Annotated in this window: 15 protein-coding genes; 9 read left to right on the plus strand and 6 right to left on the minus strand. The window is 70.9% G+C overall.

Going from position 1 to position 13,917, the window contains the following annotated elements:
• Positions 1 to 57 precede the first annotated feature (57 nt).
• Genes PSD17_RS12355 through PSD17_RS12370 form a run of 4 tightly spaced genes read right to left on the minus strand, consistent with a single transcriptional unit; the run spans position 58 to position 4,728 of the window.
• Positions 58 to 1,437, minus strand: coding sequence for an MFS transporter (locus PSD17_RS12355; RefSeq protein ID WP_339122717.1), 1,380 nt, complete (start codon positions 1,435 to 1,437; stop codon positions 58 to 60).
• Between the two features lie 39 nt (positions 1,438 to 1,476).
• Entirely contained in the window at positions 1,477 to 2,862 is a 1,386-nt protein-coding gene (locus PSD17_RS12360; protein WP_339122718.1) for a CapA family protein, read from the minus strand.
• Between the two features lie 14 nt (positions 2,863 to 2,876).
• The gene (locus PSD17_RS12365) at positions 2,877 to 3,506 is read right to left on the minus strand and encodes a nuclear transport factor 2 family protein (protein ID WP_339122719.1); all 630 of its coding nucleotides are present in this window, start codon (positions 3,504 to 3,506) and stop codon (positions 2,877 to 2,879) included.
• Between the two features lie 4 nt (positions 3,507 to 3,510).
• Positions 3,511 to 4,728, minus strand: a complete 1,218-nt coding sequence (locus tag PSD17_RS12370) for an FAD-dependent monooxygenase (RefSeq protein ID WP_103383765.1) — start codon at positions 4,726 to 4,728, stop codon at positions 3,511 to 3,513.
• Between the two features lie 171 nt (positions 4,729 to 4,899).
• Between PSD17_RS12370 and PSD17_RS12375 the strand changes: the two genes are divergently transcribed.
• From PSD17_RS12375 to PSD17_RS12395, 5 genes are read left to right on the plus strand one after another with little or no spacing between them, the layout of a single operon-like run.
• On the plus strand, positions 4,900 to 6,159 hold the full coding sequence (locus PSD17_RS12375; RefSeq protein WP_339122720.1) for a M24 family metallopeptidase: 1,260 nt from the start codon (positions 4,900 to 4,902) through the stop codon (positions 6,157 to 6,159).
• Entirely contained in the window at positions 6,156 to 6,896 is a 741-nt protein-coding gene (locus tag PSD17_RS12380) for a dienelactone hydrolase family protein (protein ID WP_339122721.1), read from the plus strand. Before PSD17_RS12375 ends, PSD17_RS12380 begins: the two co-directional genes overlap by 4 nt.
• A 28-nt stretch (positions 6,897 to 6,924) precedes the next feature.
• The gene (locus tag PSD17_RS12385) at positions 6,925 to 7,776 is read left to right on the plus strand and encodes a fumarylacetoacetate hydrolase family protein (RefSeq protein ID WP_339122722.1); all 852 of its coding nucleotides are present in this window, start codon (positions 6,925 to 6,927) and stop codon (positions 7,774 to 7,776) included.
• A gap of 2 nt (positions 7,777 to 7,778) precedes the next feature.
• Positions 7,779 to 8,702: a VOC family protein gene (locus PSD17_RS12390; protein ID WP_103384486.1), complete on the plus strand. Its 924-nt coding sequence runs from the start codon at positions 7,779 to 7,781 to the stop codon at positions 8,700 to 8,702.
• Positions 8,703 to 8,727: 25 nt separating this feature from the next.
• Positions 8,728 to 9,519: an alpha/beta fold hydrolase gene (locus PSD17_RS12395; RefSeq protein ID WP_339122723.1), complete on the plus strand. Its 792-nt coding sequence runs from the start codon at positions 8,728 to 8,730 to the stop codon at positions 9,517 to 9,519.
• Here the strand turns inward: PSD17_RS12395 and PSD17_RS12400 are convergent.
• Entirely contained in the window at positions 9,487 to 10,470 is a 984-nt protein-coding gene (locus PSD17_RS12400) for a MarR family winged helix-turn-helix transcriptional regulator (RefSeq protein WP_339122724.1), read from the minus strand. The two genes, PSD17_RS12395 and PSD17_RS12400, sit on opposite strands and share 33 nt — an antisense overlap.
• Positions 10,471 to 10,530: 60 nt before the next feature.
• Positions 10,531 to 10,968 carry a nitroreductase/quinone reductase family protein gene (locus tag PSD17_RS12405; RefSeq protein ID WP_339122725.1) on the minus strand — a complete coding sequence of 146 codons (438 nt, stop codon included), beginning with the start codon at positions 10,966 to 10,968 and terminating at the stop codon, positions 10,531 to 10,533.
• Positions 10,969 to 11,099: 131 nt separating this feature from the next.
• Here PSD17_RS12405 and PSD17_RS12410 point away from each other — a divergent pair, with 131 nt between their 5' ends.
• From PSD17_RS12410 to PSD17_RS35360, 4 genes are all read left to right on the plus strand, one after another.
• A complete protein-coding gene (locus PSD17_RS12410; RefSeq protein WP_103384489.1) occupies positions 11,100 to 11,822 on the plus strand; it encodes an alpha/beta fold hydrolase in 723 nt (240 codons plus the stop codon).
• A gap of 179 nt (positions 11,823 to 12,001) precedes the next feature.
• Positions 12,002 to 12,469, plus strand: a complete 468-nt coding sequence (locus tag PSD17_RS12415; protein ID WP_339122726.1) for a hypothetical protein — start codon at positions 12,002 to 12,004, stop codon at positions 12,467 to 12,469.
• Between the two features lie 180 nt (positions 12,470 to 12,649).
• Positions 12,650 to 13,165, plus strand: a complete 516-nt coding sequence (locus tag PSD17_RS12420) for an IS110 family transposase (RefSeq protein WP_339122727.1) — start codon at positions 12,650 to 12,652, stop codon at positions 13,163 to 13,165.
• A 222-nt stretch (positions 13,166 to 13,387) separates the two neighbouring features.
• Positions 13,388 to 13,846, plus strand: coding sequence for a transposase (locus PSD17_RS35360; protein WP_445261007.1), 459 nt, complete (start codon positions 13,388 to 13,390; stop codon positions 13,844 to 13,846).
• Positions 13,847 to 13,917 lie beyond the last annotated feature (71 nt).

The raw sequence follows: 13,917 nt of genomic DNA on the forward strand, positions 1-13,917 counted from the left end.
CAACCGCAACCGAGCCCTCGGACGAGCAGCCTGACCCGAAGGTTGACAGAGGATGTCTCATCGGTCTCCTACGGGTGGGGCGAGGATGTCGGGGCCGGGCTCCTCCACCGCGGGCCGGGTGGCGCCCCGCGGTGCACCGAGCTGCGCGGTCGGCACCCGGTAGTTCTCGGGCCCGGTCAGCACGGCGATCGCGGCGAGGACCATCAGACCGGCGAAGAACCAGGCGACGGGCGCCCAGTTGTCCGGGTCGGTGTGCACGAAGGACTGGGCGATGGTCGGCAGGAACCCGGTGAGGACGATGCCGAGCATGAAACTCACCGCCGCCCCGGTGAACCGGACGTGCGCCGGGAACAGCTCGAGGAACGTCGCCAGCAGGGCGCCGCACACCATGGACAGGAAGACGGCCATGATGCCGAATCCGGAGGCGTAGAGCAGAACCCAGTTCCCGGAGTGCAGCCCGCTGACCCAGACCGGGATCAGTGCCGCGCAGCCCACGGCGCCGACGACGAACACCGGCTTGCGGCCGAGGCGGTCGGACAGGATCGCGAACAGGGGCTGGGTGATCGCGAGCGACAGGCTGGCACCGGCGATCAGGGTCAGCATCGCGGAGCGGTCGAGCCCCTGGACGGTGACGCCGTAGGAGAGGCCGAACAGGTAGACCAGCGCGGCCGGGGCCAGGCAGAACGAGGCGACGATGATCCGCAGAACGGCTCGCCAGTGCACGCGCAGCACCTCGGCCAGCGGGACCTTGGTGGCAAGCCCCTCACGCTTGAGCTCCTCGTAGGTCTCGGTCTCGGCGAGCTTGCGGCGCAGCACGAAGGTCAGCAGGATCACCAGGGCGCTCGCCCAGAAGGGGATCCGCCAGCCCCACGCGAGCATGGCGTCGGCTGGGAGGAATGCCACGAGCGGTAGGAAGACCACGCTGGCGAGGAAGTTCCCGAACTGCGACCCGGACTGGGTCCAGCTGGTGTAGAAGGCGCGCTTGTGGTCGGGCGCGTGCTCCAGCGCGAGCAGTGCCGATCCGGCCTGCTCCCCGCCTGCGGAGAGGCCCTGCACGACGCGGAGTGCGACGAGGATGATCGGGGCCGCCGGGCCGATGGTCTCGTAGCCGGGGATGCACCCGACGAGGAAGGTCGCGACCCCCATCGTCAGCAGGATCGCGAGCAGCACCCGCTTGCGCCCGATGCGGTCTCCGAGGTGGCCCCACACGATCGCGCCGAAGGGCCGCGCGACGTAGGCGACCGCGAAGGTGCTCAGCGCGAGCAGCGTCCCCACGGAGGGGTCGGGAAAGAACACCTTCCCGAAGAACAGCGCCGCGGCGGTGCCGAAGATGAGGAAGTCGTAGTACTCGAGTGTCGTGCCGAAGAAGCCCGACGCCGCCGCGGTCCGGGCGTTGCGTCTCTGCGCGGCGGTCATCGGCGCGCCTGCTGTGGTCATGACGACCTCTCCTGTGAGCATCGTGGGGAATGGGGAGTGCTAGGAGCCGGCGAGGTGGATCCGGCCTACCCCACCGTCGACCGTGATCTTCGTGCCGAACGGCTCGGACAGCCGCTGGAGCCGCGTCAGGATGGCGGTGGCCAGCTCCGGCGACGGCGTCTCCGGGAAGCCGCGGTCGGCCAGGCGTCGGTCGGCGCCGAGGTCGACCGGGTGGAGGCGGATCTCGGCGAGCCGATTGTCGCGGAACACCGACTCCGTGACGAGCGAGTGGTAGAGCGTGCGGTCGCGCGCGTAGTAGGTCCACCAGCGCTCGTAGTAGTCCGCGACGGTCTCGCGGGCGGCGTCGAAGCCGACGGGGGCGGCGTCGGTGACTAGATCGACCTGCTCCACGGCTCCGAAGAGGTCGCCGAGGGAGTAGTAGATCGGCCGGCCGCGGTAGACCTCGATACCCAGCAGGACGTGCGGGCCGTGGCCGACGATGACGTCCGCGCCGTGGTCGATCGCCGCCCGCGCGAAGCGCTGCAGGAAGTCCGGGGGCATCCCGGTCGGCCACGCGCTCCCCTCGTCCTGCAGCGGCGGGACCGGGGCTCCCGGCTCCTCGTGATTGTGCACCGACACCACGACGAAGCCCGTGCGCTGCTTGGCCTCGCGAATGTTCCGCAGCAGGTCGGCCTCGTCGACCGCGTCGACGTCGTAGACGGTGCCGGGTTCCTCGCCCGCCCGGAACCTCGTGCCCCGGTACACCAGGTCGTCGCCACCCGTGGGTGGGGCGAAGCGATTCCCGTTGGTGTTGTGCTGGGCGTCGATCTCGCGCAGGACCTCGAACTGCGCGCGGGTCACCACGTCGACCGGTCGGGCGCGCAACACGCTGAGACCGGGCACCGAGGGGGTGACGCCGAATGCGTCCATGGCGGCGCTGCTCTCGCGGAAGCTGGCGGTGACCGAGAGGAGTGCGACCCGACCCTTGGGCGTCGGCAGGACCACCGGGGCACGGGCCGCCGCCCGGGTCTCGCCGTAGCCCGCCGAGGCGATGCCGGCCTCGTCGAGCAGGCGTACGGTCTGCCGGGCGCCGCGGGGTCCCCAGTCGACCATGTGGTTGTTGGCCAGGCCGACCATGTCGAACCCCCAGTCCCGCAACGACTGCGGGAGCTCCGGGGGCACTCGGACCAGCGGCCAGCCCGGGCCACCACTGACCGGCTCGTGTCCGGTCTCGCGCAGGTCCACCGCGGGCGCCTCGAAGTTCGCCACCGTGACGTCCCCCGCGCGGAACAGCGCGACGAGATCGCGGTTGCGGTCGTGCACTGCGAGCCCGGACGGGGCGAGCACGTCCCCCGCGGCGACGAGGGTGAAGCCGTCCTCGACGTCGGTGGCGATCGGGTCGGGCGCGGTCGGGTCGGGCACGGGCAGCGGGTCGGGCGGGGCCATCGAGCCTCCAGGTCTCAGGAGAAGAACCAGTGCCGCTGCTCGGCGAGCAGCGCCTCGATCGACTCGGGCCGGTCCGTACCGGGCAGGTCCGCGGAGATCGTCTGGCCCGCGGCGGACAGCAGCAGCCCGAGATGCCGATAGGCCTCGCGGTCCCCGGGCGCCGGGTCGGGCAGCCGCAGCGCCGCACCCGGCTCGACGGGGGTGATCGCGTCCCGCAGGTAGATCATGTCCATGCCGGCGATGCGCCAGCCGTCGTGCTGCCGCACCACCCGCCAGGTGAGCCGTCCTCGGCTCACCACATCCACGACCACGCCGTCGAGCGCACCGCGGACGTGCACCGCGCAGCCGGCGTCTGCGAGAGCTCGGTCCTCGCGGACCAGCACGGAGACCGCGCCGATCTCGTGGAACGAGGGGCTGCCCCCGCGGGCGCTGCGGGCCCGGGCACCGGCCACGAAGTCCGCTCCGCTGCCATGGAACCAGGACACGGCCACGCGGGAGTCGGGGACGAACAGCGCGGCCATCACCTCCCACCGGCCGAGGTCCTTGGCCGTGCGCTCGGCGAGCACCACCGTGCGGACCGCCTCGGCCTCCGCGGCCAGGGGGCGCTGGTCGGGCAGTCGCGGATCGAGCAGCGGGTCGGTCATCGCGTCAGGCCGCGGTGAGGGAGGGGGCCGCGGTGCCGAGCGCGGCCGGCGCGTAGAGCCAGTCCAGCTCGCGGTAGTCGTCCGCCGCCCGGCCGGCGAACAGCCGGTTGCGCACCGCCAGCAGCAGCGGGTCGTCGGTGTGCCACAGCTCCCCCCACGGACGCGCGGTGGTCTGGCAGCGCGAGGCCCTGGGCAGTCGGACGGCCTCGAACTCGCGGTAGGCCTGATCGACGTCCTGTCGGGCGCTCTGCACGCGGTAGCCGAGCTCGACTGCGTCCTCGAGGGCCTGGCAGGCACCCTGCCCGAGGTACTGCAGCATCGGGTGCGCAGCATCGCCGACGAGCACCAGCCGGTCGCGGACCCAGGTCGGCGCCGGGCCCCGGTCGAACATCGGCCAGAACCGGCTCCGGTCGATCCGCGCCACCGCCTCGCACACGGGGTCGCACATGGCGGCGAAGGCGTCGTCGAGCTCCTCCGGCCCACCCCACTCCCCCGGTTCGGTACGGCCCGCGCGGAAGTGCTCGCTGCGGAACACCGCCACCTCGTTGTAAAGCTCGCCGCGGCGCATCGGGTACTGCATGAGGTGCACCCCGGGACCGACCCAGAGCACGACGTCGTCCGCGGCCACGAGGTGCGGGACCGCCTCGACCGGCACGGCGCCCCGGTACGCCGCGTACCCGCTGTTGACCACCTCGTCCTCGACGACCTGACCGCGCAGGACCGAATGCAGCCCGTCCGCGGCGACCAACGCCTCGGCGTCGTATCGGTTCCCGTCTGCGCAGGTCACCGCGGCTCCGTCCGCCCGCACCTCGGCGTCGACGACGCTTCGGCCGCTCTCGAGCGTGATCAGCTCGTGCGCCCGGCAGTGCGCCAGCAGCACGTCGAGCAGGTCACCGCGGTGCAGGACGAGATACGGATAGCCGTAGCGCCGACGGAACGTCTCGCCCAGCTCGAGAGTGGTTAGGACGCCCCCGCCGACGGCGTCGCGCAGGACCGCGCGCTCCGGCTTCACCGCGGTGGGCAGCACGTCGGGCAGGACTCCGAGAGCGTCCAGCGCGCGGCTCGCATTGGGGCCGAACTGCAGGCCCGCGCCGATCTCGCCGAACTCCGCGGCACGCTCCAGGAGGTGGACCGGTCGCCCCGTCCGCGCGATCGACAGCGCCGTGGCGAGCCCGCCGATCCCCCCACCGACGACCAGGGTCGGCACCGTACTGGCCTTCACGCGTCATCTCCGTCGCATCGACCGATTCCGTAGGTACACGGACTAACTGAGACGAGAGGGTACGCATCGTTCCTGATCCTATGCAAGGGCCGGTTGACGGCCTCGTCTCCAGCGCCCTAGGGTCGTGGAGTCCGTACACGGACTACATCACCTGACCCGCAGGAGGCGACGATGCAAGGACTGCGCGGCGTGCAGGGCGCCCTGGGGGTCCCTCCCCCGATCCACGAGCCGATGTTCTCACTCGCCGAACGGGACCGGCGGTGGGCGAGGCTGCGCGAGCTCATGGGTGACGCGGACGTCGAGCTGCTGATCGTCCTGCCGGAGTCGATCACATCGGACTCGTTGTACATCGCGGACACGGCCGGGGTGACGATCTTCCCTCGCGAGGGCGACCCGGTCCTGATCCTCGGCGGGCCGCAGAGCGACTTCGCCGCGGAGCAGCCGCAGTGGGTCGAGGACCGGGTGAGCGCCACAAAGGGCGGGTCGAGCGCCGTCGAGTACGGCCGGGTCACCGCCGAGCTGCTGCGCGCGCGCGGGCTGGTCGGCAGGCGTACGGCGGTCAGCGGGCTGAGCGGTGACGCGCTGTCCTCGGTGCGCCAGCCCGACGGCTATGCCCTGCACACCACCGTGCGCCGGATCGCCGAGGCGGTCGGCCCCGAGCACGTCGTCGACGGAACGCCTCTGCTCGGCCTGGCCCGCTACGTGAAGGGCGACGAGGAGGTGACCCGACTGGCGGCGAGCGTCCGGGTCGGCGAGGCCGCGGCGGCGGCGATGGCCGAGACGGCTCGCGTCGGGATGTCCCAGGCCGAGGTGTTCGGACAGATGCTGCTGGCCCAGGTCCGGGCCGGCGCCGACGCCCTCCAGGTGGCCTGGGTCCCCGGAGCCTGGGGCGCGACGCGACACCGGTACGTCACGACCCCACCCGGCTTGCTGACCCCCGGCACCCACGTCTCCACCGAGCTCATGCCCGAGATCCGCGGCTACCAGGCGCAGGTCGCCCAACCCATGGTGATCGGCAAGCCCACCGCGCGGGCCGCAGAGGTCTTCGCCCGCAACGCCGTGGCCTTCGACGCCGCCCTCGCCGCGTTCCGGCCCGGCGCGCGGTGGGGCGACGTGATCGCCGCGGTCGACGCGGCGGTCGGCACCACCGACGGGCGGATGTTCCCCCTCATGCACGGCCGCGGGCTCGGCAACGACGGCCCGCTGTTCGTGCCCGGGCTGGACGAGACCCACGTGCCCGAGCAGCCGATCCTGCCCAACACCACCTTCGTCCTCAAGCCTTTCCTCCAACTGCCGGAGGCGCCCTCCGCCTTCGCCTACCAGTACGACGTGACCTGGGGCGACACCATCGTCGTGACCCACGACGGAGCCCGACGGCTCGGGACCAGGGAGCGGGAACTGACCGTGATCGACGACGAGAAGGAACGATGAGCGAGACCCAGCAGGCACCGACCACCGCGTGGGGCTCGATCGACACCGCCGACGGCCCGATGTCGGTGTACCGGGCTCGACCCACAGGTACGCCGACGGCCGCGTTGATCGTGCTGCAGGAGGCGTTCGGGGTCAACGAGCACATCCAGGCGGTCACCCGGCGCATCGCCGAGCACGGCTACCTCGCCTGCGCCCCCGACCTGTTCCACCGCACCGGCACCGGCGCTCTGCGCTACGACCAGCACGCCGAGGCGATGCCGCTGATCGGTGCGATCGGGCCCGAGCCGATCACCGTCGACGTCCGCGCCGTCGTGGAGGACCTCGCGACCCGCGACGGGATCGCCGCCGACCGGGTCGCCGTCGTCGGGTTCTGCTTCGGCGGCCGCGCCGCCTTCACCGCGGCGACGACGATCCCGGGGCTGGCGGGCACGGTCGTGTTCTATGGACCGGGCATCGTGTCGGGACCGCACGCCGTCCTCGACCGCGCCGAGCACCTCGACGCCCCCGTACTCCTGCACGTCGGGTCCGAGGACCCGACCATCCCCGCCGACCACATCGCCGCCCTCGACACCGCACTCGCACAAGTCACGGTGTCGACCGAGCAGCACGTCTACCCCGGCGCGGGGCACGCCTTCGCCTGCGATGCCCGACCGACCATGTTCGACGCCGACGCGGCTGCGCTCGCCTGGGACCGCACCTTCGCGTTCCTGGCCGAGCAGCTCCCGACGGTTCGCTGACCGCTCCCCCCACGACACAGGAGAACAGATGCGTTTCGCCGCCGTCCACGGCAGGGCGAGCCTGCTGACGCCCGCCGACGGGGTGATCGACCTCGAGCGGGCGACCTCCGGACGCTTCACCGCGGATCCCCAGTCGGTGTATCTGCGCTGGGACGAGCTCCGCGACGTCGCCGAGGGCCTCGACGCCTCCGGGGCGACCCCGCTCGACCCGAACGCCCTCGGCAACCCGACACCGGCACCCCGACAGGTCTTCGCGATCGGGCTCAACTACGCCGACCACGCCGCCGAGTCCTCGTTCACGGTCCCCGACCACCCGACGGTGTTCACCAAGTTCGTCTCCTCGCTGACCGGCCCGACCGGCGACATCGCGCTCCCACCCGGGTCCGTGGACTGGGAGGTCGAGCTCGTCGTGGTGATCGGGAGGCCCGCCCATCGGGTCGAGGCCGAGCTGGGGTGGGACCACGTCGCCGGGGTGACCGTGGGCCAGGACATCTCCGAGCGGGACCTGCAGCGTTCCGGACCCGCGCCGCAGTTCAGCCTCGGCAAGTCCTACCCGGGTTTCGGGCCCGTCGGACCGGTGCTCGCCACCGCGGACGAGCTGGCGGACCCGGACGACCTCGAACTCGGCTGCCTCGTCAACGGGGAGCAGATGCAGAAGGGCCGCACCCGCGACATGGTCTTCGGGGTCGGCGAACTCATCGCCCGACTCTCGGCCGTCACCCCGCTGTTCCCGGGCGATCTGCTGTTCACCGGGACCCCGGCGGGCGTCGGGCTGGGACGCACCCCGCAGCGCTTCCTCGCCCCGGGCGACGAGCTCGTCAGCTACGTGCGCGGCGTCGGCGAGATGCGCCACCGCCTCGTGTCCGGTCACGGGAGATAGGGATGGCGCTTCACCGGTTGTCCTCGATCACTGTTGGCGTGCCGAACCTCGCCCGGACCTACGCCTACTACACCGACTTCGGGCTCACGCCGGAGGTTGACGGCTGGTTGTCCACCCAGGACGGCGGGCGGCAGCTCAGGCTGACTGAGACCCCGACCCGCCGGCTCGTCGGGATGGAGATCGGGGCGGACAATGTGGACGACCTCGCGGCCGCGGCGCAGCGGCTCGCCCGTCTCGGCATTCCCGTGCACCACCAGCCTGAGGCGGTGACCGCGGTCGAACCCGTCGCCGGGTTCCGCGCGACCGTGCGGGTGACCCCGCGGATCGTCCAGCCGACCCGGTCGGCGACCCCGTACAACGGGCCTGGCCGGATCGAGCGGGTCGGCACGCGGGCCCCAGGTGTGCTGCGCGAGGAGCGGGTCCGCCCGCGCAAGCTCGGGCACGTCGTGATCGGCTCCACCGACCTCGTCGCCACGCGCCGGTTCTTCACCGAGGGCCTAGGCTTCCGGGTCAGTGACGAGATCAAGGACCACGGCGCGTTCCTGCGCTGCTCCACCGACCACCACAATGTTCTCGTGCTCGCCGCGCCGGTCACCTTCCTCCACCACAGCTCCTGGCAGGTCGACGACGTCGACGACGTCGGCCGGGGTGCCCACGCGATGCTCGAGGGCCACCCCGAGCGACACGTTTGGGGGCTCGGCCGCCATCACGCGGGGTCGAACTTCTTCTGGTACCTCAAGGACCCGGCGGGCAACTTCTCCGAGTACTACTCGGACATGGACAGCATCGTCGACGACCAGCTGTGGACGCCGGAGACCCTCGAGGGCGCTCGGGGCCTCTTCAGCTGGGGCCCGCCACCGCCGCCGTCCTTCCTCCATCCCGAGGATCTCGCCGCCCTGATGACCGGCTCGCACCAACCGGGCTGAGCCCCTGACCTCACGAGGATCGACGATGATTCCCTCCGGCTCCCCCGTCCGCGACACCACCACCTCGTCCGACGGCACCCGACTGACCTATACGCAGCTGGGCAGCGGGCCACCGGTCGTCGTGTGCCACGGCTCTTTCGCCACCTCCGCGGACTGGGTCCCGTTCGCCACCCAGCTCGCCGAGACCCACACCGTCCACCTCTACGACCGGCGCGGGCTGGGGCGCAACTCCGCGGCCCCAACCGACGGCGCGATCGACGCGGACGTGGAGGACCTCGCCGCGATGGTGGCCGCCGCCGGTCCGCACACCGCAGTGCTGGGCCACAGCCACGGCGGCGGGTGCGCGCTCGCCTTCGCCGCACGGGAACGCTTCACCGGCTCGCTGATCCTCTACGACCCGCGACACGCCACGGCCGCCCCGATCAGCCGCGGCCACCTTCCCGAACTTGAACGGCTGGTCGAGGACCGGGAGGCCGCCGTCGAGTTCGTCATGACCCGGCTGGCCGACGTCCCGGCCGAGGCGGTCTCGGCCCTGCGCGGCTCACCGCTCTGGCAGAGCATGATCGACACCGTGCACGCCTTCCCCGGCGAGCTCCGGCTCGTCGACAGCCTGGCCTGGCGTCCGGGAGACCTGGACGGCATCGCGGGCCAGGTCACGTTCCTGCGCGGCGAGCAGAGCCCGCTGGCCGACGACGAGGTCACCGCCCTGCAGCACCTGCTCCCGACGATGCGCACGATCCCCCTCCCCGGACAGGGACACTTCGCCTACGCCACAGAGCCCGCGCTACTCGCCGACCTCGTACGGCAGAACCTCTGACGAGCCGGGCTCCGGCGACCTGCCCGCCTCGGCGGGTGGGTCGCCCTCGAACGCCACCCTGGCCAGGTCACGGACGAAGGCATTGCGGCGCTCGACAGGCAGCACCTCCAGCAGCCGCTGCTGGACCTGCTCGACGAGGGGGTGCATGTCCGCCAGCCGGTCTGGCGCCTCCTCCGCCAAGCGCAGGATCCGGCCTCGCCCGTCCGCAGGGTCGCGCTCGCGGTCGAGCCAGCCCTTCGTCACGAGCCTGCCGATGATGTCGGCCGCGGTGGACTTGTCCAGTGCGGCTAGCTCGCCCAAGCGGCGCTGGTTGATCCCGGGGTTTGCGGCGACCACGTGCAGCACGGCATATTGCGGACCCGTGAGGACGCCGCCGACCGCCTCACCCCAGAGAGCCGTGTGAACCTGCTGTGCGCAGCGGATCAAGTGCCCCGGCGCGGTCAGCGCCAGCACCGGCACCTCCACCTCGCGCGGAACGTAGGGCTCGCACTCACCCAGCCGCGCGACGGCGGCCAGGTCCTTCTCGAAGGCCTCCCGCCGCGACACCGCCACCGGGGCGAGCAACACATCCTGGACAGCGGCAGACTGCGGGGTGATCGTCGGCAGCGCCAGCGTGGCGGCTGAGGTGAGCGCAAGGAGGTACCGGCGGCTGTCCCGAGGGTCCCGCGCGCGGACGATCCACGACTTGCGGATCAATCGGACGACTACGTCCGCCGCCGAGGACTTGTCCAATGACGCCAGGTCGGCGACCCACTGCTGCTCGGCCTCGGCGACCCTGCCGAGAATGGACAGGACTGCATACTGCGGCCCCGTCAGCTCCCCCGAGACCAGCTCAGCCCACAACCTGTTGTGGACCCGCTGACTGCGGCGGATCAGATAACCGGGAATCGCCACCAGGGGCATCGCGCCGACAACATCATCCGGCAACCGATCGACGGCGCGCACCGTCACCACGGCCTCCCTCCATCACCCGATGACCACGCTACCAAGGCATCCTCCGTGCACCCACTTTCAGTGGGCGCGCTCCAGCCGCACGAGGGGGATCGTGCGGGAGGCACGCTCCCGGTAGTCGTCCACGGCCGGGAGCTCGGCAGCGATAGCGGCCCATACAGCCTCCCGCGCCGCACCGACGATCTCCGTCGCGTCCACCTCGAACGTCTCAGCGCCTACCTCGACCACGACCCGGGGGTGCGCCATCAGGTTGTGGTACCAGGCCGGGTTGCGGTCGGCGCCGCGGTTGGACGCGACCACGACCATGCTCCCGTCCACCTGCGGAAAGTAGGTCATCGGTGTGACCCGCTCCTGGCCCGTCTTCGCCCCCCGGTCATGCACAAGGATGATCCGTGCACCCTCGTAGGGCCCGCCGACCCAGCCCGAGTTCGCGCGGAAGTCGGCGATGACCTGCTCCTTCAGGTCGGTCACCTTCACCAGGTCCTTGCGGTCCCTCACGTCGCGCAGCTTCAAAGCGGAACCTCCATCCGTAGGTATACGGATTATCCTTTCAGGAGGACTATAGCCCCCTCAAGGCTGGACATCGTGCAGGAAGAGTACTTATACGGATTATATGAAGGCGGTCAGACATGTCCACTTACGTCCTGGTGCATGGCGCGTGGCACACCGGCGAGAGCTGGGACCGGGTCACACCCCAGCTCGCTCGGGCTGGCCATCACGTGGTAGCGCCGACACTTACCGGCTACGGGGACAAGGTCGAACTGGCGGGCCCCGACGTGGGACTCGAAACCCACGTCGCGGACGTCGTCGACCTGCTCGTGGAACGGGATCTCACCGACGTCGTCCTGGTGGGCCACAGCTACGCCGGACTCGTCGTCACCGTCGTGGCCGACCGTGTCCCCGAACGCATCGGCCGCATCGTCTTCCTCGACGCGATGGTCCCCCGCGACGGCGAGAACGCGATCGATGTCATGCCCGTGTCCCAGTTCCTCGTCGACGCCGCCTTGGCCTCTGAGAGCGGCTGGCGTATCCCACCGGTCCCGGAGTTGCCCGCCCCCTTTGGCCTCTTCGGGGTCACCGACCCCGTGGACATCGCGTGGCTGAAGTCGACCCTATCTGACCAGCCCGTTGACTGCCTGCGGCAGCGAGTGAAGATCATCAACCCCGCCGCGGACCTTATTCCGCGCACTCACATCCACTGCACCGTCACACCCGAGGGCTTCGAACGGCGCCCCGTCCCTGCCGTGCAGCCCAACGGTTCGCCCGCGGACGTCCGCGAGCTGCCCACCGGCCACGACTGTATGATCACCATGCCCGAGGAATTGGCGGAGATCCTGATCGAGCTCGCCTGAGTCGGCCACCCACGGCCGCTAAGCTTGATCTTTAACCTCCGTGGCTGCTGTTCGTAGTTGTGCTGGTGGCGTGTTTGCCGACGTCGTGGCGGGTGGCTCGGTGCCGGTTGCGGGAGCCGGGTGGGCGTCCGAAACCGGTGTGGCTGTGGTCCTCGGCCACCGACGCCACCGCAGCGGACGTGGACCGCTGGTGGCAGTCGTTCCTGCGCCGGTTCGATCTCGAGCACACCCTCCGGCTGTTCAAACAGACCCTCGGCTGGACCGCCCCGAAGATCCGCACCCCGGCCGCGGCGGACCGCTGGACCTGGCTGATCATCACCGCCTACACCCAGCTGCGTCTGGCCCGGCCCCTCGCGGTCGACCTGCGGCGTCCCTGGGAGAGACCCGCCGAACCGGGCCGGCTGACCCCCGCGCGGGTCCGCCGCGGGTTTCGCTACCTCCGGGAGAAGACGACCCGTCCCGCCGCGGCTCCGAAACCGGGCGCCCCGGGCCTGGCGAGCGATCGAGGGTGGGTGAAGATTCGGAGCCGGGCCACCGCCGGTGGCTCGGCTCCGCTCTGGCGGATGAGCGATGCCGCTCGCGACATCACCGTCGCCCCCGTTACCAACTTGTTGGATCTCTGCAGGAGATCAGGTCTGCAGCCATGATCTCCGAGGCGCCGGCAAGGCTTGCTCGCCCGTTACCTGTCGCCCTCCGGGGGTTGGCTCCAAGAAGGCTTGTGTCCTGGTCGGCGCCGCCGACGGGAGTGGCTTGAGAGAGGTCTGCACTGCCCCAAGTTGGTCTGCCCTCCTCGTCGAACAACAGATGAAGATCGTCGAGGAGGTTGGGTGTCGAACACATCGACGCAACAGCAAGATCGTGTGGTCATCGCCGTCGACCCGCATAAGGCGTCATGGACCGCGGCCGCGGTCGGCGCGGGGCTGACCCCGCTGGCGACGCTGCGGGTCCCGGTGAGTCAGCAGGGCTACCGCCAGCTGCGTCGCTTCGCGGCCCGCTGGCCGGACGCGGTGTGGGCGATCGAGGGAGCGATCGGGCTGGGCGCCCCGCTGGCGACCCGCTTGTCGGCGGACGGTATCGACGCGGTGGATGTGCCCGCGAAGCTGGCCGCTCGAGTCCGCACGCTCTCGACCGGGCACGGCCGCAAGAGCGACAGCGATGACGCGGTGTCGGTCGGTATCGCGGCGCTGACCGCGGTCGGGCTACGCAGCGCCGCAGTCGACGAGACGATCACAGCCCTGCGTGCCCTGGTCGAGCATCGAGACGACATCGTCCGCACCCCGAACCCAGACGATCAATCGCCTTCATGCGCTACTCGCCAAGCTGCTCCCGGGCGGAGTGTCTAGCTCACTTGATGCCGAGACCGCAGCACGGGCGCTGCGCACGGTGCGGCCGCGCACGCCGGGCCCGCGCATGCTACGCAGCACCTGGCTGTCGACCTCGTCGGCGAAGTCCGTCACCTGGACCGACGGATCGCCGCCGCGACGACCGAGATCAGCGCTGCCGTTGCGGCCAGCGGCAGCAGACTCACCGAGCTTCGCGGCCTCGGTGATCTGACCGCCGGCAAGATCCTCGCTCGAGTCGGGGACGTACGCCGGTTCCGTTCGGCGGCAGCCTTCGCCTCCTATACCGGCACCGCGCCCATTGAGGTCTCCTCCGGCGACACCGTCCGCCACCGCCTGTCCCGAGCCGGGGACCGCCAGCTCAACTGCTGCCTGCACGTCATGGCCATCAGCCAGATCCGGCACGAGGGGCCTGGCCGAACCTACTACCAGCGAAAGCGCGCTGCGGGAAAGAGCCACAAGGAGGCCATGCGCTGCCTGAAACGGCGACTGTCCGACCTGGTCTACCGCGAACTCCGCCGCGACGCGGAACGTGTTGATGGCGCGGACCCGGGAGGACACCAGGGGGCGACTCAAGAGTCCAGCGCGACCGGCTCAACCCCTACCACCGGCTCTTCGGACAAGTCACTTCCCGGGCCCGCGGCCGCCACTCTACCGTCACACGATCAAGATCGACTTGACTAGAGAGGAGCCTTCTTGATCAAGCCCGGTGAGGGCTTGCAGGCCACCGGCCACGGCATGACTCGTTGCCCCTG

Origin of the sequence: Pseudonocardia sp. D17, assembly GCF_036984265.1 — a bacterium.
GTDB classification, from domain to species: domain Bacteria; phylum Actinomycetota; class Actinomycetes; order Mycobacteriales; family Pseudonocardiaceae; genus Pseudonocardia; species Pseudonocardia benzenivorans.

Coding starts and splice junctions, on each gene's coding strand:
- PSD17_RS12355 (WP_339122717.1), bottom strand. CDS start 1,437: ATGACCACAGCAGGCGCGCCGATGACCGCCGCGCAGAGACGCAACGCC.
- PSD17_RS12360 (WP_339122718.1), bottom strand. CDS start 2,862: ATGGCCCCGCCCGACCCGCTGCCCGTGCCCGACCCGACCGCGCCCGAC.
- PSD17_RS12365 (WP_339122719.1), bottom strand. CDS start 3,506: ATGACCGACCCGCTGCTCGATCCGCGACTGCCCGACCAGCGCCCCCTG.
- PSD17_RS12375 (WP_339122720.1), top strand. CDS start 4,900: ATGCAAGGACTGCGCGGCGTGCAGGGCGCCCTGGGGGTCCCTCCCCCG.
- PSD17_RS12380 (WP_339122721.1), top strand. CDS start 6,156: ATGAGCGAGACCCAGCAGGCACCGACCACCGCGTGGGGCTCGATCGAC.
- PSD17_RS12385 (WP_339122722.1), top strand. CDS start 6,925: ATGCGTTTCGCCGCCGTCCACGGCAGGGCGAGCCTGCTGACGCCCGCC.
- PSD17_RS12390 (WP_103384486.1), top strand. CDS start 7,779: ATGGCGCTTCACCGGTTGTCCTCGATCACTGTTGGCGTGCCGAACCTC.
- PSD17_RS12395 (WP_339122723.1), top strand. CDS start 8,728: ATGATTCCCTCCGGCTCCCCCGTCCGCGACACCACCACCTCGTCCGAC.
- PSD17_RS12410 (WP_103384489.1), top strand. CDS start 11,100: ATGTCCACTTACGTCCTGGTGCATGGCGCGTGGCACACCGGCGAGAGC.